Raw genomic sequence first — 22,697 nt, 5'->3', positions numbered from 1 at the left:
GGAGGCGCGAGATGCGTGAGAGAGCTCATGTTCGCGAGGTTGGGCCGAGGGATGGATTGCAGCTCGTGAAGGCGATCCTGCCAAGTGCGCGCAAGCTCGCCTGGTGTCGGGGCATGGTCGAGGCGGGCATCAACGATATCGAGGTGACGTCCTTCGTGCCGCCAAAGGTGATCCCTCAGTTTGCCGATGCGGAGGAGGTGGCGCGCGGCGCGACCGCGATTACCGGCTGCCGGCCCTCGGTGCTGGTGCCGAACCTGCGCGGTGCGGAGCGCGCATTGGCGCTGGATCTGGCGCAGGTCAACTATGTGCTGTCCGCGAGCGAGGAGCACAACCTCGCCAATGTCCGTCGCAGCACCGAGGAGTCGCTGCAGGATTTTGCCCGCATCGTCGCAGCGCGTGATCAACACGCCGGCGCGCGCATTGCGCTCGGCGCCGGGATTGCCACGGCCTTCGGTTGCACCATTTCCGGATCGGTGTCGGAGGCGCGGGTCGTCGAGATCGCGGTGCGGCTTGCCGAAATGGGAGCCGATGAGATCATCGTCGCCGACACCGTCGGCTACGGTGATCCGGGCCAGGTCCGCCGGTTGATGAAGGCGGTGATAGCCGCTATCGGCCGCGTTCCGGTTGCCTGTCATTTCCACGATACCCGGGGCCTCGGCCTCGCCAACGTCACCGCCGCGCTCGAAGCCGGCGTTCGTGCCTTCGATGCATCGCTCGCGGGACTTGGCGGCTGTCCCTTCGCACCCGGAGCGACCGGCAACATCGATACCGAAGACACCGTGTACCTGCTGGAGCAACTCGGCTTCGATACCGGCGCGGATATCGAAGCGCTGATCGCATTGCGCGGGGAAGTCGAAAGCTGGCTGCCGGGCGAGCGGTTCTCCGGCGCCATCGCTCGCGCTGGATTGCCGAAGACCTATCGCACGCCTGCCAGGGTTGCCGGCTGAAAGGATACTGCATGAACTATCACGACACTTCCCATCCGGCTGAGGCCGAAGTTACCGTTGCCGTGGGCGAGGATTTTCCGGAGCTGCGCAGCACGGTCCGAAAAATCTGCGAAAGATTCCCCGGCGAATACTGGCGCGCGCTCGATGAGCGCAGCGGCTATCCGGCCGAATTCGTCGCCGCTCTGACCGAGGCCGGCTTCCTCGGCGCCCTCATTCCGGAGGAATACGGCGGCTCGGGCCTGCCGCTGCGCGCGGCTGCTGTGATCCTCGAAGAGATCAATGCCAATGGCTGCACGGCGAGCCCAGCGCATGCGCAGATGTACATCATGGGCACGCTGTTGCGTCACGGCAGCGAGAAGCAAAAGCGCAGCTATCTTCCGGATATTGCCGCCGGAAAGTTGCGGCTGCAGGCCTTTGGCGTGACCGAGCCCAATACCGGCTCCGACACCACCCAGCTCAAGACACGGGCGGAGCGCCAGGGCGACGTCTACGTCATCAATGGCCAGAAGATCTGGACCTCGCGCGCGCTCTATTCCGACCTCATGCTGCTGCTTGCACGCACCACGCCGCTCGATCAGGCGAAGCGCCGTACCGAGGGACTTTCGGTGTTCCTCGTTGATTTGCGCGAGGCCAAGGGCAATGGCGTCGAGATCCGCCCGATCAAGGCGATGATCAACCACAACACCACCGAAGTCTTTATCGAGAACCTGCGAGTCCCGGTGGAGAATTTGATCGGCGAGGAGGGACAGGGCTTTCGCTACATCCTCGACGGCATGAACGCCGAGCGCATCCTGGTCGCTTCCGAATGCGTCGGCGATGGGCGCTGGCTGCTCAACAAGGGCGTCGCCTACGCCAATCAGCGCAGCGTGTTCGGCCGCCCGATCGGACAGAACCAGGGTGTTCAGTTTCCGCTGGCGCGCGCCTACGCCGAGCTTGAGGCGGCCGACATGATGTGCCGCCGCGCCGCGGCGCTCTTCCAGGCCGGCCGCCCCTGCGGTGCCGATGCCAATATCGCCAAGCTGCTTGCCTCCGAAGCGACGTGGAAGGCGGCCGATACGACGTTCCAGACCCATGGCGGCTTCGCCTTTGCGCAGGAATACGACGTCGAGCGCAAGTGGCGCGAGGTCAGACTTTACCAGACGGCCCCGATCTCGACCAACATGGTGCTCGCCTATGTGGCGCAGCACGTGCTCGGTCTTCCCCGATCCTATTGAGGAGGCGACCATGCTTGATATCACACGCGAGACGGCAAATTTCGTCGCGGGCCTGAGGCCGGCAGACTTGCCCGATCGGTGCAAGGAGGCCGCTCGTACCGGCATCATCGATTGTGTCGGCGTTATGATTGCAGGCGCCGCCGAGCAACCCGTCCGCATCGTCTCGGCCATGCTCGCACCGTCCACACAGAACGACGGGGCGCCTGAACTTCCCTCGGGCCGCAACCTCGCGGCGTCAGATGCCGCACTCGTCAATGGCGTCGCGGCGCATGTGCTCGACTATGACGATGTGGCGCTTGCCGGTCATCCGAGCGCGGTGCTCGTTCCAGCCATACTTGCCGAAGGCTGGTCGCTTGATTCGAGTGGTGCCGATGCGGTCGCCGCCTATGTCGCGGGCTATGAGCTATGGGCCCAGCTCGCAGATCTCGAACCAGGACACCTGCACGAGCGTGGCTTCCATCCGACAGCGGTGATGGGGGCGCTCGCAACCGCAGCAGCATGCGCCCGCCTGCGCGGGCTCGGTCCCGAGAAGACGGCGCACGCCGTCGCCATCGCCGCCTCGCTGGCCTCAGGTCTTGTCGCCAATTTCGGCACGATGACGAAATCGCTGCACGCCGGCCGCACCGCGCAATCGGGCGTGCTCGCTGCACGGCTGGCGAACCAGGGATTCACCGCTTCGCTGGATGTGCTGGAACACCAAACCGGGTTCCTGCGCGCCCATTCTCCGTCCGGTACCCCAAGGATCGAGGACGGCACGCTCGACATCGGCAGGAACTGGCGGCTAGCCGAGCTTGGAATCAATGTGAAGCGCTATCCGACCTGCTATGCCACGCATCGCTCGATCGACGCGATGCTCGGCCTCGTCGACCTGCACAAGCTGAACCCATCCGAAGTCAGCGAGATCCGGGTTCATACCGGCGTCACGCAAAAGCTGATGTTGCGCAACAGCAATCCGCAGACGGGGCTGGAAGCAAAGTTCAGCATGGAATTCGCGATGGCCGCCGCACTCATCGCGCGCCGGGTCGGTCTTGCCGAATTGACCGATGAATTCGTGACACGGCCGGATGTCGGTGCCACCTTCGCAAAGGTGCGCTGCACGACGACCGATGAGATCATGCCCGGCGACCAGCCTTTTGCGCCGTCGGACCAGGTGAGCGTTGTGCTCACTTCAGGCGAGGTGTTGGAACACACGCCGGTCGTGCATGCCAAGGGCAGTTGGCAGATGCCGCTCACGCGCGAGGAGCTGAGGGAAAAGTTCCTGGATTGTACGACGCGCGTGTTCAGCCGCGCCCACGCGAGCGACTTGTTCGAGCAGCTCTGGCGCCTGGAAGAGATCGGCTCGTTGCGCTCGCTGCGCCTGACAAGCGACCGGACCGACGCATGACAAGAGCAGGATACGGCGGAGGCTCGAAGCCTCGCATCTGGCACCAGTCGGTCAACGAACTCGACCATTTGGCGGTTTACAAGCGCGCGCTGGAGGCGCACGCGGCCGACATCCTCGGTGACGATGCCGAGCTTGTCGTGCATGGCCTTCCCTCGGGGAGCTATCGTGGAGCGTCGGCCACGGCGGTGCTCGGCAATGCCTATGCCTATCACCGCATTCTCGGCCAAGTGATCGATAATGCGATCAAGGCGGAGCGGGAGGGCTATGCGGCCTTCGTGATCGGTTCCTTCAGCGAGCCGTTCTTGCGTGAGATCCGTTCCGCCGTCGACATTCCTGTCGCCTCGCTCACGGAGAGCGGCCTTCTCGTCGGTTGCTCGCTCGGACGCTACGTGGCGCTGGTGTCAAATGCGCCGGCCGTGCAATGGATGACGAAGGTTGCGGTCGACAAGCATGGGCTTGCCGCACGTGTGCTTGATGTCGTCGCTCTTGATCCGCCGCTTGATGAGCCGGCGCTGGCCGCCGCCTATGCCGACCCTGCGCCTGTGATCGGCAATTTTGCTGCCGCAGCCGAACGCCTGGTCGCGCGCGGCGCCGATGTGATCATTCCGGCCGAAGGCGTGCTTGCCGAGCTTCTCGTTCGTCATGGCCTGCGCGAGATCGCTGGCGCACCGGTGATTGACGTTTTCGCGGTCACCTGGGCTTACGCGCTCATGGAAGTTCGACTTTGGTCGAAGGCCGGGCTTCGCGTCGGCCGAAGCTGGCATCACAGACGCGACGATCCTGCCGTGATCGCGCGACTTTGGCAGGAGAGTGTCCGATGAGCAGGTTTCCCGAGACGCAAGTCGCTGGCGTCTACCACCGCAGACTGGGAGAGGTACTAGTCACGGGCTTAAGTGACGGTTACGTCGACATGGGGTACTCGATCTTCCGCAACATTCCGGAGCAGGAGACCAAGGCCATTCTCGCCCGCGATCACCGGATCTCGCCGCCGCGCATTTCAGTGAATGCTTTCGCGTTGCGAGTGAACGGCCGGACCTACCTGATCGATTGCGGCTCCGCCGATCTGATGGGACCGACCTGCGGTCGCCTGCCCGACAACCTCGTGGCTGCGGGCATCGAGCCGGCCTCCGTCGATGGCGTGCTGCTCACACATGTTCATCCCGACCATTCCAACGGCCTGACCGATGCGGCGACTGGCACGAGACTGTTCCCCAATGCCGAGGTCATCGTGCATGAAAATGAGATCAATCACTGGTTCAACGACGAGGCGATGGCGAAGGCCGCGGAGCGACCCCGCCGCCGCTATTTTGAGGCCGGCCGGACTCAACTCAAGCCTTATATGGCTGCCGATCGCGTCCGCACTTTCCGCAATGGCGAGGTGCTGCCGGGCGTCACCGCAATTCCGATCCCCGGTCATACGCCCGGCCACACCGCTTACGTCGTCTCCTCCGGCGGCCGGTCGATGGTTGTGTGGGGCGACACCGTACATGTGCCCGAAATCCAGGTGGCGCTTCCGCACGTCACCATGGAGTTCGACACCGACCCCGACTCCGCGGCCAAGGCGCGCCAAATGATTTTCGACATGGTGGTGACTGACGACATGCTGATCGGCGGAATGCATTTGCATTTTCCCGGCTTTGGCCATATGCGACGCGAGGGCGGACAATATACTTCGGCCGCGGAGCAGTGGGCCTTCGAGATCTGATCGGTGCGTCCGATGGTTGAGGCCGCGGAATTCACTTCAGCGCCGCATGCGCTAAAATGGGTTCCGACCTCAGGTGGACACGATGACAAATCGGCAGATGGTGGGCCGCGGAAGTAAGCTGACGATCCGCGATGTCGCGACCGCGGCCGGCGTTTCGACGGGCACTGTTTCGCGTGTCCTGAATGCCAATGCCACGGTTCGTCCCGATGTCCGCCGAAAGGTTCAGCGCGCGATCGACGAACTCGGCTATGCGCCGAATGCGGTGGCGCGCAGCATGCGGATACGCTCGACGCACACGATCGGCTGCATCCTGCGTGAGATCAATATCCCGCAGCTCGCCGGCTTCGTGAAGGCCGCGCACGACGTGCTCGACGACGAGGGGTTCTCGTTGGTGATCTCCAACTCGGAAGGCCGGGCGGAGCGCGAGCGCGAACTGCTCAGCCGCCTGTCAAGCCGACAGGCCGACGGTGTCATGATGGGCCCTTACACGCCGATCGAAGGCGAGTTTGAAGCATTCCTGCGCGGGCTCGATATCCCCATCGTGCTGATCGATCGTGCCCAACAGCCGTGGGCGGACGCGGTCATGGCGGATCACGCAGGCGGCATGCGTGCCGCTGTCGGTCATTTGCTCGATCTGGGCCATCGCCGCGTGGCACTGATTACAGGTGAGCGCGGGCTGTATCCGGCAAGTGAACGCATCCGCGGTTATCAGGAGGCTTATGCGGCGCGCGGCCTGCAACCAGATCTGTCTCTGATCCAGGCAGGCAGTTTCTTGCCCGGTGCAGGATTCCGTATCACCTCGGCGCTGCTCGGCCAACGCAATCCGCCGACCGCGGTGATCTCCGGCGGCATCGACATGCTCTCGGGCGTGCTGCGCGCGGTGCGGGGAAGGGGCTTAAGGATTCCCGAGGATGTCTCGGTCATCGCGTCCGGCCATTCCGAGCTCGCGGAGCTCGTCACGCCGCCGATTGCCGTCATCGGATGGGATCAAGGAGAAATCGGCCGGATTGCCGCCGGCATGCTTCTCGATCGAATCCGGAACCGCGACGTGCAGGAGGCCCATCAAGTGCTGGTGCCAAGCGAATTCATTCCCCGCGCGTCGGTTGGGCCGCCAAGACGGGCGCCGTAGTGTCCTGAACCAGAAGTTCAAGCCATTTTGGCCTTGGCTGGCACATTGTAAGCGCAGAAGCGTTCGTCCTCCTCAAACAATAAGGACAGTCCGCCGTCTTCGAGTTGATTTGGAGGCCGTAGAACTTCAGATTCCGGACACTATAGCCCAGCTGTACGGCCGACCGAGCTTCATCGGCGGCGATCAAGTCGCTGGGCTGGTGGCCCAACTCTTGCTTCTGACAGGTGACAACAAAGCCTATACAGAGAGTTGGATTTGAAGAAAGTCCTGATTCAGAATGTCAGCAATTGGTGCGCGAAGATCTGGCGCGGGATCAAGGATTCCGTCAAGCACGCCCCAATGCACTAGCCGAAGGCGAACCAAAGCTGGCAGCTCGAGGCCGCGAGCGCCGTCAATTGGTCGTCTCGTGCTGCGCCGCGGCAGTATTGGTGTTTGGTGACGGCTTCGCCGTCAGCTGGTCGCTGCGAAGAAGATCAATCCTGGTGCCATACTGAAATCCGTCGAAGCGCATAGTTTCTTTTGATTTCTGCTGCGAGGAAAGGCTCTCTAAGCTTTTGCTCGCGCGCGGGGGCCGGCGTCATGTTTGCCCTGAGCGATACCGATCTCCCTGCGACAGATGAGAAAGCGCGGTTATGACCTCTGCCACGGTTTATTTCCTGAATGGTCCCAATGCGAATCTCTACGGGCTCGATAAAAATGGAACCTATGGCCGGGAGAGTTTCGTCGCCATCAAGAAGCGCTGTGAAGATCACGCGGCATCACTTGGCCTGACCGTCGATTTCCGTCAGTCAAATCACGAGGGCGTTTTGGTGGACTGGATCCAGGAGGCGAGGGAGAAGGCCGAGGGCATCGTCATCAATGCCGCTGGGCTGACTTATTCCTCCGTCCCGATCCTCGATGCCTTGTTCGCTTTCGAGGGCCCGATCATCGAGGCGCATATGAGCAATATCTGGAAGCGCGAGCCGTTTCGTCACCACTCCTACGTTTCGCGAGCGGCGACGGGCGTGATCGCAGGGTTGGGCGCGCTTGGCTATGAACTGGCATTGACGGCGGTGTCGCGCCTGATCGCCGAAAAGGCCGCCCGATGACATCGGAAGTCATGGCGTTCTACAGCGCCTTCGATGACTTCGAGACGTGGCGTGATGCGCTTGCCGCAGAGGGTATCGATCTGCGCCAGGCAGACGACATCGCAGATCCCCTCAAGGTCAGGCAGGCGCTGGTGTGGAAGCCGCCGCATGGCTTTTTCGCCCGCTACCCAAATCTCGGGCTCGTGGTCAATCTCGGCGCCGGCGTGGATGCGCTGGTCGGGCGCGATGATCTGCCGGATGTGCCGATCACCCGCTTGTCCGATCCGAAGATGGCGCGGATGATGGCCGGCTATGTGCTATTCGCCGTGACGCGTCATGCGCGCGATATCCCGGCCTTCGAGCGCGCTCAACGCGAGCATCGTTGGCACTACATTCATCCGCGCGATCCTGAGACCATCACGGTCGGCGTGCTTGGTCTCGGTGAGCTCGGGCTGACGGCGGCGTTGGAATGCGCGCGGCAGGGTTATCGGGTGCGCGGCTGGTCCAACACGCTGAAGTCGGTGGATGGCATCGAGACCTCTGCCGGCCTGGCCGCATTGCCGGACATTCTGGGCGATAGCGACATCCTGGTCTGCATGCTGCCCCAGACGCCGCAGACCCGCGGCCTTCTCGATGCCGAACGGCTGGCGCAGATGAAGCCGGGCGCCGTCTTCATCAATGTGTCGCGCGGCAGCATCGTCGATGAGCCGGCTTTGATCGAAGCGCTTCGTTCGGCCCATATCGCGGAAGCGACGCTGGACGTCTTTGCCTCCGAACCATTGTCACCGGAAAGTCCTTTGTGGGCAATGGACAATGTTCTGGTGACGCCGCATCTTGCATCGGTGGCGCCGCCGCGGTCGGCTGCACGGCAGATCGGCGAGAATGTGCGCCGGCTTCGGGCCGGGCAGGAACTGCTAAGCCGTGTCGATCCTCGACGGGGCTATTGAGCCCGGCGCGAACTGGCCGCCAACGGCAAAGGCCTCGCGCGCGTAGTCGGCAAATGTCTGCACCGCCGGCCGCAGCGCGTGGCGCTTCAGGCGGAGCGCCATGACATGCGTCGGCGGAAGTTTCTCGGTGATGGGCACCACCGCGACGCGGCTGCCATCATAGCCGATAGTGGTGCGCGGAACGGCGTTATGAATCGAATATCCTTGGCCATGCCCGATCAGTCCGCGGATCAATTCGAATGACCGGGTCCGGAACGAGACGCGCGGTTCGATCCCCGATGCCGTGAACAGGCTGGAGAAGTAATCGCGGGAATGCGGCAGATCCAGCAGGATGAACGGTTCGTCGCACATCTCGGTCAGGCTGATCGAAGACCGGGTCGCCAAAGGATGACTGGCCGACAGGACGATATAAGGCGGCAATTCGCAGAACTTTTCGCCGATGATTTCATCGGGGACGGCAAAGGAATAGGACAGCGCCAATTCCGTCCGCCCAGAGATCAAACCGTCGATGATCTCCTGCTGGTCGCCTTCCTCCAGTTTCACCGAGATGCCTGGCTGGCGCGTGCGAAAGCCGGCCAGCAGCCCAGGCATGAAGCGCGTCGCAAGAGTCAGGAAGCTGCCGACCACGATCTCCCCATGCAGGGTACTACCAAGCGATTGGGCACTTTTGGCAAAATCGCGAGCATGGTTGAGCAGCAGCCTCGCGTCATTCACCAGCCGCTGGCCGGCCGGTGAGAGCGTCACACCCTTCGCGAGGTGACGGATGAATATCTGGATGCCGAGTTCCGCCTCCATCTGGCTCAGTGCAGCGGAGATCGAGGGCTGAGAGACGTTCAGGCGCTTGGCCGCCTCCGTCACGCTGCCCGCGTCGGCTGTCTCAACAACGTAACTCAGCGCCCGGAGCGAGAACCTCATCGCATTTTCCTATGTATCTCCAAACATAAAAATATTTTTCTTATGATAGGGCCTCCGGCACCTTGTCGTCCAGTCGAACAGGAGCCGATTAATGATCCGCACGGGTGAAGAGTACAAACAGGGCATTCGCGATGGTCGCGAGGTCTGGGTCGATGGCGAGCGCGTCAACGATGTGACCACTCATCCCGCGCTGAAGCCGATCATCGATATCAAGGCCCGCATGTACGACATGGCGCGGGAAGAGCGCTACAGCGGCGATCTGACCTATGTCGAAGGCAACGAGAAGTATTCGATCTTCTACCGGCCGCCGACGGAACAGAAAGACTGGCACGACAAGATCAGGGCTGTCGACCATGTCATGAAGGACATCGGTGGCGTCGTTACTCGCGTCGGCGACGAGACGATCGGCGAGATGTGGTCGCTCACCGACGGGCGCGACGTGCTGGCCGAGATTGATTCGCGCTTCGCCCCCAATATCGACCGGCATATCCGCGCCGTGATCGAGAAGGACATCTTCCACGTCTCGGCCAATACCGACCCGAAGGGCGATCGCTCGCTGCCGCCGCAGCAGCAGGATCCCGACCTGATGGTTCACGTTACCCGCGAGACCGATGCGGGCATCATCATTCGCGGCGCCAAATATGAAACCGCGGCCCCCTATGCCGATCAGGCCTATCTGAAGCCGACCGTCGGTGCCTGGGCGAATGAAAAGCTGTCCGACTACGCGGTGGGCTGCATCGTCAAGATGGGCGCGCCGGGCGTCAAGCATATTTGCCGCTCCGGCTTCGCCAATCGCGGCAGCGCCAAGGATTATCCGCTTGCCAACCGCTTCGACGAAGTCGAGGCGCTGGTTGTGTTCGACGACGTTCTGATCCCGTGGGAGGACGTATTCTTCTATCGTCATACCCGTGCAGCGCAGTTCGTGCGCTCGACACTGCACCGTTATTCGGCATTCCCCTATGTGCTGCGGCTGCTCTACACGGCTGACATGATGATCGGCGCGGCGATGTGGAATGCCAAGCAGACCGGTCTGGACAAACTGCAATCGGTGCGTGAGAAGCTCGCCGATCTCGTTTGCTATCGCGAAGGCATCAACGCGCATCTCACCGCCTCGATCGCTATGGCGGAGAAGAGCCCCGGCGGTCTTCTGATGCCGCAGCAATCGATGCTCTATGCTGGCCGCGTGTTTGCCTGTTCGCAGCTTCCGGCGATGATGCACATCGCCCGCGAGCTGTGCGGCGGCCAGATCTGCATCACGCCGAATGCCGATGCGTTTGAGGCCGAGGGTAGCGGTAAGTGGCTGAACAAGTTCTATTCACTCAATGAGCAGTGGCAGGCCGACGATCGCCGCAAGCTGCTCGCTTTCGCGCGCGATCTGCTGAACTCCGACTATGCCGGCCACCGCCTGACCTTCGTGCAGTTCGCGCAGGCGCCGCACTTCAATCATCTGGCGGCCGTCTACAACAGCTTCGACTTCGCCGGACCGCTCGACTTCGTGAAGAAGTCGGCGGGTCTGTCGGACCGTATCGACGGGGGACAATCGTGAGCCGCGCGTCGCACGACGTCGTCGCCGTCGATGAATTTCGCGCCGCGATGCGGATGACCGCGTCGGGCGTCGCGGTGGTGACGACGGATGGTGAGGCCGGCCGGGCCGGCGTCACGGTCTCGTCGTTGTGCTCGCTATCGATGGAGCCGCCGTCGGTGGTGTTCAGCGTTCACCGCGACAATCGCGGCCTCGCTCTGCTGCTCGCCAACGGCGTGTTCGTCGCCAATGTTTTGTCCGATGCGCAGGAGCGTGTCGCCAACAGCTTCGCCGGGCTGATCCCCGAATTGCGTGACAACCGCTTTCTCGCCGGCGAATGGTCAGAACTGCTCACCGGAGCGCCAGCGCTTGATGGCGCGTTGTGCAATTTCGATTGCCGCGTGGCCAGCCTGTTCGATTTCGGCTCGCATCGCATCGTCACCGGCGAGGTGCTGAGTGTCCGCAAACAAGCTGCGCGTCCTTTGCTCTTCTGCGATCGCACATTCCGTCGTCTCGCTGCCGCCTGAGGATTTGGTTCATGACCCATCAGCGTTTCCGCAAGTTCAATACCAAAGATGCCTATCCCGAGCAGAGCCTCGACAACGATGTCTGCATGGTGGTGCGTGCCAACAACACCGTTTATGTGCGTGGCCAGACGGCGATGGATCTCGACGGCAAGATCGTCGGCATCGGCGACGCCGCTGCGCAGACTGAAAATGCCATGTTTTGCGCCAAGGTGCTGCTTGAAGAGGCAGGTTCGAGTCTGCAGGACGTGGTGAAGATCGTCATCTACATCACCGATCGCGCCTATCGCGAGCCGGTCTACCGAGTTGTCGGCAAGTGGTTGAAGGGCGTCTATCCGGTTTCGACCGGAATTATCGTTCAGGGGCTCGCCAAGCCCGAATACCTGATGGAAATCGACATCATTGCGGAAATTCCGACGTAGCACTGTGTCGATCTTCGACGCCGAAGTATAGCTACGATCATTCTGAAATCAGATCTTTCGAATGAAAGGTCAACGGAGTTTCTTGCGCTGGAAATACTTGAAAATATTGTCGAATTCGTTCGCTTGGCATGTTGTTTGCTTTTCTATCGGGGTCATAATTCTTGTGAGGTTCCGAGATGAAGCGCGCCTTGAAGTTTACTGCATTGATGTTGCTGTCGACGCTCGCGATCGGCGCGCAGGCATCCGCCCAGGAGAAGCTGGTCGTCAGCACCTGGGGTGGAAGTTTCCGCGATCTGATCGATGAAGCGATCGCGCAGAAGTTTACCGCCGAGACCGGGGTCAAGGTCGAATACATCACCGGCGGCACGATCGACCGGCTGAATCAGGCCAAGCTCGCCGCGGCCAAGCCCGAGAGCGACGTCACCTTCACGACGGCCCATGTCGGCTGGCTCTACGCCAACGACAATCTGTTCGAGAAGCTCGACATGGCGAAGATTCCGAATGCCAGCCATCTGGTCGAGCAGGCCAGGATCAGTCCGTACCACATCGGCGCCTGGGCCTATGTCTATACCATCGGCTATTTGCCTGACCGGCTACCCAAGGGCGTCAGCTTCGATAGCTGGGAAGGCCTGTGGAATCCCGCGCTCAAGGGCATGATCTCGTCGCCCGATTTCGACCCGAGCCATGTGATGGTCGTTGCGGCCAAACTGTCGGGCGGTGATGCTGCGAATTGGGAAGTCGGCGAAGCCAAGATGAAGGCGCTGAAGCCGAACTACAAGGCATTCTACACCAATGACGCCAACAGCCAGCAGCTATTCGCCACCGGTGAGACGCCAGTCCAGGTCGTGCTGTCGATGAATGCCTATTACATGCAGAACCAGGGCGTGCCGATCAAGCTCGTGATCCCGAAGGAGGGCGCGGTGCTCGGTGTCGACACCATGGCCATCACCAAAGGTTCGACCAAGGCGGAGCTGGCCTACAAGTTCATGAACATCGCCCTCGATCCAGAAATTCAGGCCAAGATCGCCGAACTGAAGAAGGGCAGCCCGGTGGTCGACAATGCCAAGCTCAAGCCCGAGATCGCCTCTCTGACCGGCGTTTTCTCCACGCCGGATCAGTGGGCGAAACAGACCCTGGTGATCGACGCCAAGCTGCGCGCCGAAAAGACCGGTACCTGGCGCAAGTGGTTCACCGAGAACATCATGGCTCCATGACATGGTCGTGGTCGCGATCCGGCTGATACCGCCGGATCGCGGTCCATCGCTTTGAGTTTGCCCACATCGAGTTTGTCCATGAACACACGTCCGTTTCTGGGTTGGTTCGTTTCGCCGGCCGGCCTCGTCGCTGTGGGCCTGATCGCGGCGATGCTGGCCGTCTTTCAGTATAGCGTCCGGGCCTATATTCCCGGCTCGCTCGAAGTCGGTGGGCTCACGTTGCAGAATTTCGCGGCCATGCTGCGGCCGCTCTATGCTTTGGCATTCTGGAATACAGTGTTGTTGTGTTTCGAGACTGCGGTGTTCACGCTGATTCTGGCCTATCCGCTGGCTTATGCGCTGGTGCGCACCAATAGTTCGGCGCTGCGCTCCTTCATTCTGATCGTGTCGGTCACGCCGCTGTTTCTCGGCGAGGTGGTGCGGACCTATTCGTGGATGATCGTGCTCGGTAACAAGGGCTTTCTGAATACGCTGCTGCTCCAGCTTGGCCTGCTGGATCGTCCGATGCAGATGATGTTCACCGCTGGCGGCGTGGTCGCTGCGCTGGTCCATGTGACCATGCCGATCATGGTGATCATGCTGGCCGCAGCGCTCTCGCACATCGACCGCAACTACGAGAAGGCCGCCGAAAGTCTCGGCGCCGGTCCGGTCCGCGTTTTCCTCACCATTACCCTGCCGCTGTCGATGCCCGGAATCGTCGCTGGTTTCTCCACGGCCTTCGCGTGGACGTTCAGTGCTTTCGCGACTCCGCAACTGATCGGCGGCGGGCGTGTCAGTACGGTGTCGACGCTGATCTATCAGCTCGGCTTCTCGTCCTTCAATTTTCCCTTTGCTGCCAGTCTCTCCATCATTGGCCTCGCATTATCGCTGGCCGTGATCGCCTTGCTGAAGAAGGCCGCGAGCCCACTCGAACGTATGGCAGGCACGACATGAAGCGCTCTCCCGGCACCCTGCTGCTTCGATGGTCGGGACGCATCCTCATCGCCGCCATTCTCCTGTTCGTGCTGCTGCCAGGCATCGTAGTGGCGATTTCGGCCTTCAACGACCGTGCGATCTTGTTGTTTCCCCCGCAATCATGGTCGCTGCGTTGGTTCTGGCGCGCGTTCTCTTATCCCGATTTCGCCAAGGGCTTCTGGAATGGCTTGACGGTGACGGTGTGGGCGTCGAGCATCGCGCTGGTGGTCGGCTCGGCCTTCGCCTTCGCCATTCACCGCTACAAATTCAGACTCAGGAATCTTCTCGAAGGCATTTTGCTGTCGCCGCTGATCATCCCGCACTACACAATCGGCCTCGGCGTTCTCATCCTCGCCTCGCAGACCAATCTCGGGCGCGGCTTTCCACTCGTCATCTTCGCCCATGTGGTCATGGTGCTGCCGTTCGTGATGCGCAGCACTTACATCTCGCTGCAGAATCTCGACATCCGGCTCGAACTGGCGGCGTCCAGCCTTGGCGCCACGCCGCTGCGGATCCTGTTCACCGTGACGATCCCGCTTTTGATTCCGGGCTTGCTCAGCGGCTGGCTATTCGCAGCAATTCTATCGTTCAACGAATTCACGGCGACTCTGTTCGTCAGCAGCCAGGCCACGCAGACGCTGCCGGTCGCAATGTACAATTACGTCCGCGAATTCGCGGATCCCACACTGGCCGCCCTGTCGGTCATCTACATCGTCGTGACCGCGACCTTGCTCACGATCGCCAATTCCTTTCTGGGCCTCGGAAAAATCCTGAATGTTGATGCGCACTAATCAGATGACTGCCAATACGTCAGTCATGGGAAGCGACAAAGTCCGTCCGGCCGTGCAGCTCGACGGCGTCACCAAGCGCTTCGGCGATTCCATCGCGTTGCATGAGGCCTGGCTGAAGATCGGGTCGAGCGAGTTCATGACCTTGCTGGGACCGTCGGGTTGCGGAAAGACCACGCTGCTCAATCTTGTTGCGGGCTTCCTCGAAGCGGACAGCGGCGAGATCCTTATTGAAGGCGCCCTGGTCACCGAAACGCCGGCGCACATGCGCGAGATCGGCATCGTGTTTCAAAATTATGCGCTGTTTCCGCATATGAGCGTCGCGATGAACGTCGCTTATGGACTGAAGACCCGTGGCGTCGACAAGAAGGAGATGGCGCGCCGTGTCGACGAAGCGCTGGCGCTGGTCAAGCTCTCCGGTTTCTCAGACCGCAAGCCCCGGCAATTGTCGGGTGGTCAGCAGCAGCGTGTGGCGCTCGCGCGTGCGCTCGTGATCAGGCCGAAGGTGTTGCTGCTGGATGAGCCGTTCTCGGCGCTCGACAAGAATCTGCGTGGTTCCATGCAGGTCGAGCTCAAGCAGATTCAGCGTGAGCTCGGCGTCACCACGATCTTTGTGACCCATGACCAGGGCGAGGCCCTGTCGATGTCGGATCGCATCGCGGTGATGTCGGCCGGACGCATCCGCCAGATCGCCGCGCCTGACGATATCTATCGTCGTCCGGCCGACCGCTTCGTCGCGTCCTTCGTGGGTGATGCCAACGTACTCAACGGTCGGCTCGTCGAGCGGAACGGCGATGCCGCGGTGGTCTCGATTGGTGATGTGCGCGCGAGCGTTCCTGCAGCATCACTTGCTGAAGTATCGATTGGCGGTTCTGTGGATGTCTTCGTACGGCCGGAACATCTTTCCGTGACGTCGCGAGGGGCATCGGGATCGCTGCCTGGCACTGTGACGACGCAGGTGTTCCAGGGCGGCCATGTCGATCTCTATATCGACGCGCCAGGTAGCGCGCGCGATCATATTTTGCTGCGGTCGCCGGGTATTGCGGCGCTGTCGTCCTGTCCGGTCGGAGCCGAGATCGGATTGTCGATCGGCTCCGACGACATCGTGGCGTTTCCGCCGGGCGAGGCGCCGTGAGGCGTCTGCGTCTAGAACGACGGCGCCGCGCCCGGATTCTTCGCGCGTGCGACATAATCTTTCTGCTGCGGCCGATAGCGCTCCCACAACGCGCGCAACTCGCCGATCGGCGCGTCGTGCCAGTCGATACGCAGGTCGACGACCGGCCAGTCGAAGATGTGAGCGACATGCAGACCCGCCGCATGCTCGTCGTCAGTCTCACCGCCGGCGTCGAGGCCGGCTTCCAGCGCCGACATCAACCGCTCCGCCAGTGGCTGGCCAGCGGTCGCCTCGAACCGCGCAATCATTGTGCTGGGGACCTTGTCGTCGGCGAGCAGATTGCCGAGCGCGAGGCAGCCAGCGCCTTCGGCAACTGCCGCCGTGGCCAATGCCTGAGCGCCGGAATGCCAGGCCACCTGACCGTAACGATCGATCACGCCGACCTGTCGCCATGCTGGCTGCGGTGTGCCGAGTGTGAGGCTGTTGAGAACGGCAGCGGCACCGAGGCCCTGACGCAGCAGCGCAAGACCGGTCGGGCCGAGCGCCGGGTCGGTCACATTCTGCGACACCACGAGGCCCAGAGGCCCGACCCACGCGCAGCGCGCCGGCACCGCGATACTGGACGACGTGATGGCGATGCCGAATGCGCCGGTCTCCGGACAACGCGCCGAGATAGAATAGGTCATCGTGATGCTCCCGTATTCGTAAAAGTAATGGTAGTATAGATGATCGAAAAGATAGCTCAAATACTTTGCGAGCTAATCAGTATTGAAAGTATAAGCTCGAATTCCAATCTCGATATCATCAATTATATCGAGCGGATACTTACGTCATCGGACGTGCCGGCGTGTCGCGTGCCGTCGCCTGACGGACGCAAGGCGTCGCTGCTCGCGACCATTGGTCCGGCGGACCGAGCCGGTGTCGTTCTGTCGGCACATACGGACGTCGTGCCGGTGGAGGGGCAGGCCTGGACCGTGCCGCCATTTGCCGGGGTCATCCGTGATCAGCGCGTCTATGGTCGCGGCGCGACTGACATGAAGGGCTTTCTGGCTGTCGTTCTCTCCGCCGTGCCGCGTCTCAAGGCGGCGGCTCAGGCCGTTCCGGTGCATCTGGCGTTTTCCTATGACGAGGAAGTCGGATGCCGTGGCGCGCCGGATTTGGTGCGTGCGCTGATGCAGTCCGTCGCGCCGCCGGCGCTCGCCATCGTCGGAGAGCCGACCGCGATGCGCGTCGTTCGCGCGCACAAGGGCAAGGTGGCGCGTCGCTTGACGGTGATCGGGCGCACCGGCCACTCGGCGATGCCGCATCGCGCGACCAATGCCGTCGATTCCGCGGTGGCGATCGCTCATGCGTTGCGCGGTTTCGCCGATCAGGAGATCGCACGCGGTGGCGATGCGGCCTTCGACCCGCCATTCACCACCATTCATGTTGGATCGCTGCATGGCGGCAGCATGGTCAATCTCGTGCCGGAACGCGCCACGCTGGAATATGAGATCCGCACCATGCCGGGCCGTGACACTGGCGAAATCCTTGCACGGATCGATGAGTTGGTTGCGCACGAGCGTGACCGACTTCGTGACAGCGCGCCAGAGGCCGACATTATCTCCGAAGAACTGTCGGCCTATCCCGGCCTGGATACCAGCGCCGATGCGCCTGCGGCACGTCTGGTTGCGCGACTTGCAAGCGATACGCGTCCCGCAACGACAGTGGCATTCGGCACCGAGGCTGGCCTCTACGCGGAAGCGGGCATCCCGACGCTGGTTTGCGGACCCGGCGATATGGCGCGCGGGCACAAGGCCGACGAATGGATCGGTTTTGATGAACTTGCAGCGGCGGGCGCGATGATCGACAGGCTGGCCGTTCTGCTAGGCCGGCCGCGTGCAGATTGGATGCGGGAATGAACAACGGAGTTTTGACAATGACGTCCACCATGCAGGCCATCATCGCAACGCAGGCGGGTGGTCCCGACGTGCTGATGCAGGTCGCGCGACCCGTGCCCGTGCCCGCTGCCGGCGAAATCCTGATCGAGGTTGCTGCAGCCGGCGTCAATCGCCCCGATCTGATGCAGCGAAGCGGCGCCGTCCCGTTGCCGGCAGGTGTTACCGATGTGCTCGGGCTCGAAGTTGCAGGGCGCGTTGTCGATGGCGACGCCGGCTTGCGCGGTCAGGCGGTTATGGCGCTGGTCAAGGGCGGCGGTTATGCGCGCTATTGCCTTGCCAAGGCATCGCATTGTCTCGCTGTCCCCGAGGGCCTGACGATGGAAGAGGCGGCAGCCCTGCCCGAGGCGCTCTTCACCGTCTGGCACAATCTGTTCGAGCGCGGCCGGCTGTCGAAGGGGGAGGCCGTACTGGTGCACGGCGGCGCCAGCGGCGTCGGTACGATTGCGATACGCATGGCCATCGCTCGCGGCGCTACGGCCATCGCGACGGTCGGCAGCGACGCCAAGAAGAAGGCAGTCGAAGCGCTGGGCGCGACCGCGATCAATTATCGCACCGACGATTTCGTTTCCGCAGCGCGCGGTGTCACCGGCGAGCGCGGCGTCGATGTCGTGCTCGATATCGTCGGCGGTTCTTACGTTGCACGTAATCTCGACGTGCTGGCGCCGGGTGGACGCCATATCAGCCTGTCCTTCATGCAGGGTGGCGTTGTCCCGATTGATCTCGGGCTGGTGATGCGGAAGGGGTTGTATCTGACATCGTCGACGCTGCGACCGAAGTCGGACGAGGAGAAGACGGTGATCGCCGCCGCGCTCCGCGCCGAGGTGCTGCCGCTGGTCGCGTCTGGCGTGGTGAGGCCGCTGATCTGGCGGCAATTGCCGCTCAGTGAGGCCGCACAAGCCCATCGCATTCTGGAAGCCAACGAGAACATCGGCAAGGTGTTGCTGCTGCCGACGGGAGACGGTCATGAGTGATGCCATCGAACTGCTTTATGCGCCGACATCGCCTTATGTCCGCAAGGTCATGGCCTGCGCGATCGAACTCGGCATTGCTGATCGCATCGTGCGGTTGCCAAGCGCCGCGCATCCGTTGAAACGCGATGAGCGGATCGCCATTTTCAATCCGCTCGCCAAGGTCCCGGCCGCAAAACTGGCGGACGGAACGCTGCTATTCGACAGCCGGGTGATCTGCGAGTATCTCGATGACCTCGGAAATGGCTCGTTGTTTCCGCGCGGGCCGCAACGTTGGCAGGTCCTCACCGAACAGGCCCTCGGTGACGGCCTCCTCGATGCCGCTCTGCTGACCCGCTACGAGAACACCTGCAGAAGTGATGAGCATCGATCGGCCGACTGGATAGACGGCCAGATGACCAAGATCGCCGCAGCACTCGACCAGATGGAAAACACGGTCGCTGAATTCGGCGCACGCATCAGCATCGGCAGCCTCAGCATCGCCTGCGCGCTTGGCTATCTGGATTTCCGGTTCGCGTCATTCGACTGGCGCACAACGCGGCCGGCGCTGGCCGTTTGGTTCGAAACCATGTCGCTGCGTCCGTCTTTGCGAGACACGTTTCCAACGGATGGATAATTGAGACCTTCGTCTGGAGCATGCCTCCGCATGCTTCATCGAGCCGTATAAGGCATGATACCGGAGCTATCGAAAATGGCGATGACCAAACCCTCTCTCAAATTGACACATGACGGCGCGCTCAAGGCGTTGGCCGGTGCCATAGCCAAAGCGGAGGAGCTTAACGCACCGCAGAACATTTCGATCGTCGATGATGGCGGTAACCTTCTGGCATTTGTCCGGATGGATGGCGCCAAACTGCTGTCTCGGGAGACCTCGATGTCCAAGGCCATCACCGCGGCTTCGCATCGTCAACCGACGTCGCGACTCGATCCGGCCAATGAGATCAAGCTTGCCATTGCGGGTGGGGGCCGGCTCACCAACCTCGAAGGTGGACTGCCAATCATCATAGGAGGCCAATGTGTCGGTGCGGTCGGCGTGGGGTCTGGCACCGGTGCACAAGACGTCGAAGTAGCCCGCGCCGCATTGGCGGCGATCGGAGCGGAGGATCAGAAGCCATGAAACCGTGCGAGATGAACCAGGTTCTGCCTCGCTCAGGGTAATAACAAAACCTAGTCACCTGAATGTTTTCGATACGGTCAGGCCGGACGCCTTGATCCTGTTGCTGCGCTGGTCGGCAAAGGCAGCGACGGGATATCGACCATATTCGTTGATTTTGGTCCGTTTTCATTCGCGCTCGTTGCGTTTTGGCGTCGTTGTTTCTTGTACGAAACTGGTGCGGCCCGTGGACATTCGTCAGAAAGGTCGTGGATGAGCGTTGAAGGGTTTCCGCCATTGCAGAAGAAGCGGAAGTGACCTGTTCAAGCTGTTTTTGCTCTATAGCGAATGACGAATCCTGCTAGAGCCCGAAGGGAGGTCACGCCGGTAGGCCTGCCAGCCGCAGGCCGGTTTCGAACCGGACGAGATGCTCCGGCCGCCGGATCGGAAGCCAGTCTGTGAGGCGAGTGGCACGAAACGTGGGATCCAGCTTCTGCAAATGTTCGACCGCGATGTGCGCCTGCTCGGTCCGACCAGCGAGCGCGTGACTTGCAGCGATGATGGCCGCTGCCATCAAAAAGCTGGGCAATTGCCTGAAGGATTGTTCGGCCCAGGATGAGGCCATGTCAAACCGCCCTGCAAATAAATGAGATAGGGCCATGCCTGCCTGCATCCGGAACATCTCCGGATCCAGCGGGCTGAAACGCATCGCGCGCGTAAAGAACTCGATCGCGGCATCGGGGTCACCGCGCTCCGCTCTGAGAAAGCCTCCCAGGAACCAGGCCGACGCCAGGTTCGGATTGAGCACCAGCGCCTTGTCGACCAGCGTGATCGCGCCCTCCACGTCGCCAGCGAGATGGGCAAGGGCATGTCCGCCCCTGGTGAGCGCGACAGCGTCGTCCTTGCCCAATTCCACCGCAAGGCGGGCCAGTCGAACGCCTTCCGCGATTTCCTGTGCCCGGTCGGTCATCCAGCCATTTACCTTTCGCCAGAAATGACACCAGGCCGCCATTGCGTGGGCAGAGGCAAACTCCGGATCGAGCTGCATGGCCTTGTAGAACAGCGGCAGCGCCTCGTTGATTGCCTCCCGCGTTCCCCGATGCAAATGAGGCATGGCACGCAAATAGTTGTCGTAGGCACTGAGGCTGCCGGTCGGCTTCCGCCTCGCACGATCGATCTCCGCCCGCTCGAGCTGCGAGGCGATTGCTCCGACGATGCTGGTTGCGATCTGATCCTGAAGTTCAAAGATGTCGTCAAGCGTCCCTTCGAATCTCTCGGCCCAAAGATGGGTGCCTGTCGCCGCATCCACGAGCTGGCCCGTGATACGAATCCGGTTTTCGGACTGGCGCACGCTGCCTTCGACGACGTAACGCACGCCAAGCTCGCGCCCCACCTGCTTCTCGTCTACCGTCTTGTCTTTGTAGGTGAAGCTCGAGTTACGGGCGATCACGAACAGCCAGCGAATGCGCGACAAGGCGGTGATGATGTCCTCGACGATGCCATCGGCAAAATAGTCCTGCTCGACGTCGCCACTGAGGTTCCGAAATGGCAGGACCGCGATCGATGGGGAATCCGGCAGGGTCAGAATGGGTCCGAGCCTTTCGCCTGCGTTACTTGAGTCCATGACCAAAGCGTTCGCGGGCAATTTTTCTTCGGCAATCCTGCCGACGAAGCGGATGCCCCTGCGTGCAACCGTTCGGATCAGGCGCTGCTCCTTGCCGGTGTCGCCGATCGCCTTGCGCACCGCATTGATGTGGCTCGTCAGCGTCGACTCGGAGACGATCCGTCCTTCCCACACGGCCTGCAGCAGATCGTCTCTTGTTACGACCTGATCCCGGTTCTGGACCAGAAAGAGCAGCAGATCGAACACCTTCGGTCCAATGGCTATGAGCTCGGAGCCTCGCTTGAGTTCGCGCCGGTCGGGGTCCAGGCAATAATCTTCAAACGAGAACAGCACTTCCGCGCTCCCCTTGGACAAGAAGCCAAGCAAAATTCAACCGCAATTCAAGACGCCTACAAGGCCTTTCCGGCCATAGGGGCGCATTCTCATCAGGAGCAGGGCCATTGGTGGCCACCAAATCGAGGAGCGTCATGAAGATCGTTGTTGTTGGCGGCACCGGCCTCATCGGAACGAAGCTTGCGAGCAAGCTGCGTCGGAAGGGCCACGAAGTGATTCCAGCAGCTCTCGGCACGGGCGTCAACACGATAACGAGCGAGGGCCTCGATAATGCACTTTCCGGCGCTGAAATTGTCGTCGACGTCGCGAACTCTCCCTCGTTCGAGGACGACGCGGTTCTGAGTTTCTTCGAAACTTCGGGTCGCAATTTGCTCGCGGCTGAGTCTGCCGCCGGCGTGCGTCTCCATGTCGGGCTGTCGATTGTCGCGGCAGACCGACTTCCGGAATGCGGTTACTTCCGTGCCAAGCTAGCGCAAGAAAATCTGATCAGAGCTTCGAAAATTCCCTACACGATCCTGCGCGCGACGCAGTTCTTCGAGTTCGTGGGCGCGGTCGTCGATTCCTCCACGGATGGACAAATCGTCAGGCTGTCGCCCGCTTTGTTTCAGCCCGTGGCATCGGACGACGTTGCCGATGCGCTGGCCGACATCACGCTCGCAGCTCCAATTAACGGCGTGGTCGAACTGGCCGGTCCGGAGCGATTCAGCCTCGATGAATTCGGCCGGCGTTACCTGACGGCGACGAAGGACCGCCGCAAGGTCGTCGCCGACATCCACGCCCGCTATTTCGGCGCGGAACTAAACGATCGGTCTCTTATGCCGGGCAACAACCCCTGGCTCGGCTCGGTGCGTTTCGAGGGCTGGTTGAGAAGGCTTAGCCAGTGAGAAGCACGA

Annotated in this window: 23 protein-coding genes; 20 read left to right on the top strand and 3 right to left on the bottom strand. The window is 61.7% G+C overall.

What is annotated here, in order from left to right; genetic code table 11:
• Positions 1–11 precede the first annotated feature (11 nt).
• From ACZXDY_RS09680 to ACZXDY_RS09645, 8 genes are all read left to right on the top strand, one after another.
• Entirely contained in the window at positions 12–947 is a 936-nt protein-coding gene (locus ACZXDY_RS09680) for a hydroxymethylglutaryl-CoA lyase (protein ID WP_464345323.1), read from the top strand.
• Positions 948–958: 11 nt separating this feature from the next.
• On the top strand, positions 959–2,161 hold the full coding sequence (locus tag ACZXDY_RS09675; protein WP_464345322.1) for an acyl-CoA dehydrogenase family protein: 1,203 nt from the start codon (positions 959–961) through the stop codon (positions 2,159–2,161).
• Between the two features lie 10 nt (positions 2,162–2,171).
• Positions 2,172–3,545 (top strand): MmgE/PrpD family protein, encoded by a 1,374-nt coding sequence (locus tag ACZXDY_RS09670; RefSeq protein ID WP_464345321.1) that lies wholly within the window; start codon positions 2,172–2,174, stop codon positions 3,543–3,545.
• Entirely contained in the window at positions 3,542–4,366 is an 825-nt protein-coding gene (locus ACZXDY_RS09665; RefSeq protein ID WP_464345320.1) for an aspartate/glutamate racemase family protein, read from the top strand. The genes ACZXDY_RS09670 and ACZXDY_RS09665 overlap by 4 nt, the downstream gene beginning before the upstream one ends.
• Entirely contained in the window at positions 4,363–5,250 is an 888-nt protein-coding gene (locus ACZXDY_RS09660) for an MBL fold metallo-hydrolase (RefSeq protein ID WP_464345319.1), read from the top strand. Before ACZXDY_RS09665 ends, ACZXDY_RS09660 begins: the two co-directional genes overlap by 4 nt.
• A gap of 82 nt (positions 5,251–5,332) precedes the next feature.
• The gene (locus tag ACZXDY_RS09655) at positions 5,333–6,379 is read left to right on the top strand and encodes a LacI family DNA-binding transcriptional regulator (RefSeq protein ID WP_464345318.1); all 1,047 of its coding nucleotides are present in this window, start codon (positions 5,333–5,335) and stop codon (positions 6,377–6,379) included.
• Positions 6,380–7,011: 632 nt separating this feature from the next.
• Positions 7,012–7,467, top strand: coding sequence for a type II 3-dehydroquinate dehydratase (locus ACZXDY_RS09650; protein WP_464345317.1), 456 nt, complete (start codon positions 7,012–7,014; stop codon positions 7,465–7,467).
• A complete protein-coding gene (locus tag ACZXDY_RS09645; protein ID WP_464345316.1) occupies positions 7,464–8,393 on the top strand; it encodes a 2-hydroxyacid dehydrogenase in 930 nt (309 codons plus the stop codon). The genes ACZXDY_RS09650 and ACZXDY_RS09645 overlap by 4 nt, the downstream gene beginning before the upstream one ends.
• Here ACZXDY_RS09645 and ACZXDY_RS09640 read toward each other — a convergent pair.
• Positions 8,361–9,308 (bottom strand): LysR family transcriptional regulator, encoded by a 948-nt coding sequence (locus ACZXDY_RS09640; protein WP_464345315.1) that lies wholly within the window; start codon positions 9,306–9,308, stop codon positions 8,361–8,363. The genes ACZXDY_RS09645 and ACZXDY_RS09640 overlap by 33 nt on opposite strands.
• Positions 9,309–9,399: 91 nt before the next feature.
• Here ACZXDY_RS09640 and ACZXDY_RS09635 point away from each other — a divergent pair, with 91 nt between their 5' ends.
• The 7 genes from ACZXDY_RS09635 to ACZXDY_RS09605 all read left to right on the top strand — a co-directional run bounded on the left by ACZXDY_RS09635 (position 9,400) and on the right by ACZXDY_RS09605 (position 15,867).
• A complete protein-coding gene (locus ACZXDY_RS09635; protein WP_464345314.1) occupies positions 9,400–10,854 on the top strand; it encodes a 4-hydroxyphenylacetate 3-hydroxylase family protein in 1,455 nt (484 codons plus the stop codon).
• Positions 10,851–11,357 carry a flavin reductase family protein gene (locus ACZXDY_RS09630; protein ID WP_464345313.1) on the top strand — a complete coding sequence of 169 codons (507 nt, stop codon included), beginning with the start codon at positions 10,851–10,853 and terminating at the stop codon, positions 11,355–11,357. Before ACZXDY_RS09635 ends, ACZXDY_RS09630 begins: the two co-directional genes overlap by 4 nt.
• 11 nt (positions 11,358–11,368) lie before the next feature.
• Positions 11,369–11,776, top strand: a complete 408-nt coding sequence (locus ACZXDY_RS09625; protein WP_208825888.1) for a RidA family protein — start codon at positions 11,369–11,371, stop codon at positions 11,774–11,776.
• A 176-nt stretch (positions 11,777–11,952) separates the two neighbouring features.
• Positions 11,953–12,990 (top strand): ABC transporter substrate-binding protein, encoded by a 1,038-nt coding sequence (locus ACZXDY_RS09620; protein ID WP_464345312.1) that lies wholly within the window; start codon positions 11,953–11,955, stop codon positions 12,988–12,990.
• A 78-nt stretch (positions 12,991–13,068) separates the two neighbouring features.
• Positions 13,069–13,923 carry an ABC transporter permease gene (locus ACZXDY_RS09615; protein WP_464345311.1) on the top strand — a complete coding sequence of 285 codons (855 nt, stop codon included), beginning with the start codon at positions 13,069–13,071 and terminating at the stop codon, positions 13,921–13,923.
• Entirely contained in the window at positions 13,920–14,735 is an 816-nt protein-coding gene (locus ACZXDY_RS09610) for an ABC transporter permease (RefSeq protein ID WP_464345310.1), read from the top strand. Before ACZXDY_RS09615 ends, ACZXDY_RS09610 begins: the two co-directional genes overlap by 4 nt.
• A complete protein-coding gene (locus ACZXDY_RS09605; protein ID WP_464345309.1) occupies positions 14,719–15,867 on the top strand; it encodes an ABC transporter ATP-binding protein in 1,149 nt (382 codons plus the stop codon). The genes ACZXDY_RS09610 and ACZXDY_RS09605 overlap by 17 nt, the downstream gene beginning before the upstream one ends.
• A gap of 11 nt (positions 15,868–15,878) precedes the next feature.
• Here ACZXDY_RS09605 and ACZXDY_RS09600 read toward each other — a convergent pair whose 3' ends face one another.
• A complete protein-coding gene (locus ACZXDY_RS09600) occupies positions 15,879–16,532 on the bottom strand; it encodes a DUF1028 domain-containing protein (RefSeq protein ID WP_463328274.1) in 654 nt (217 codons plus the stop codon).
• Between the two features lie 39 nt (positions 16,533–16,571).
• Here ACZXDY_RS09600 and argE point away from each other — a divergent pair, with 39 nt between their 5' ends.
• From argE to ACZXDY_RS09580, 4 genes are all read left to right on the top strand, one after another.
• Positions 16,572–17,747, top strand: coding sequence for an acetylornithine deacetylase (gene argE, locus ACZXDY_RS09595; RefSeq protein ID WP_464345308.1), 1,176 nt, complete (start codon positions 16,572–16,574; stop codon positions 17,745–17,747).
• A 17-nt stretch (positions 17,748–17,764) separates the two neighbouring features.
• Complete coding sequence (locus tag ACZXDY_RS09590) at positions 17,765–18,757, top strand: NAD(P)H-quinone oxidoreductase (RefSeq protein WP_464345307.1); 993 nt, start codon at positions 17,765–17,767, stop codon at positions 18,755–18,757.
• A 4-nt stretch (positions 18,758–18,761) separates the two neighbouring features.
• Complete coding sequence (locus tag ACZXDY_RS09585; protein ID WP_464345395.1) at positions 18,762–19,370, top strand: glutathione S-transferase family protein; 609 nt, start codon at positions 18,762–18,764, stop codon at positions 19,368–19,370.
• A gap of 75 nt (positions 19,371–19,445) precedes the next feature.
• A complete protein-coding gene (locus ACZXDY_RS09580; protein ID WP_130224095.1) occupies positions 19,446–19,871 on the top strand; it encodes a GlcG/HbpS family heme-binding protein in 426 nt (141 codons plus the stop codon).
• A gap of 355 nt (positions 19,872–20,226) precedes the next feature.
• Here the strand turns inward: ACZXDY_RS09580 and ACZXDY_RS09575 are convergent, their stop codons facing one another.
• Positions 20,227–21,804, bottom strand: a complete 1,578-nt coding sequence (locus tag ACZXDY_RS09575) for a winged helix-turn-helix domain-containing tetratricopeptide repeat protein (protein ID WP_464345306.1) — start codon at positions 21,802–21,804, stop codon at positions 20,227–20,229.
• Positions 21,805–21,938: 134 nt separating this feature from the next.
• Between ACZXDY_RS09575 and ACZXDY_RS09570 the strand changes: the two genes are divergently transcribed.
• Positions 21,939–22,688, top strand: coding sequence for an SDR family oxidoreductase (locus ACZXDY_RS09570; protein ID WP_464345305.1), 750 nt, complete (start codon positions 21,939–21,941; stop codon positions 22,686–22,688).
• The last annotated feature ends 9 nt before the right edge of the window (positions 22,689–22,697 follow it).

Source organism: Bradyrhizobium sp. LeoB3 (assembly GCF_055456055.1).
Note: the sequence above shows the minus strand (reverse complement) of the source record. Positions and strands in the feature narration are given on the sequence as shown.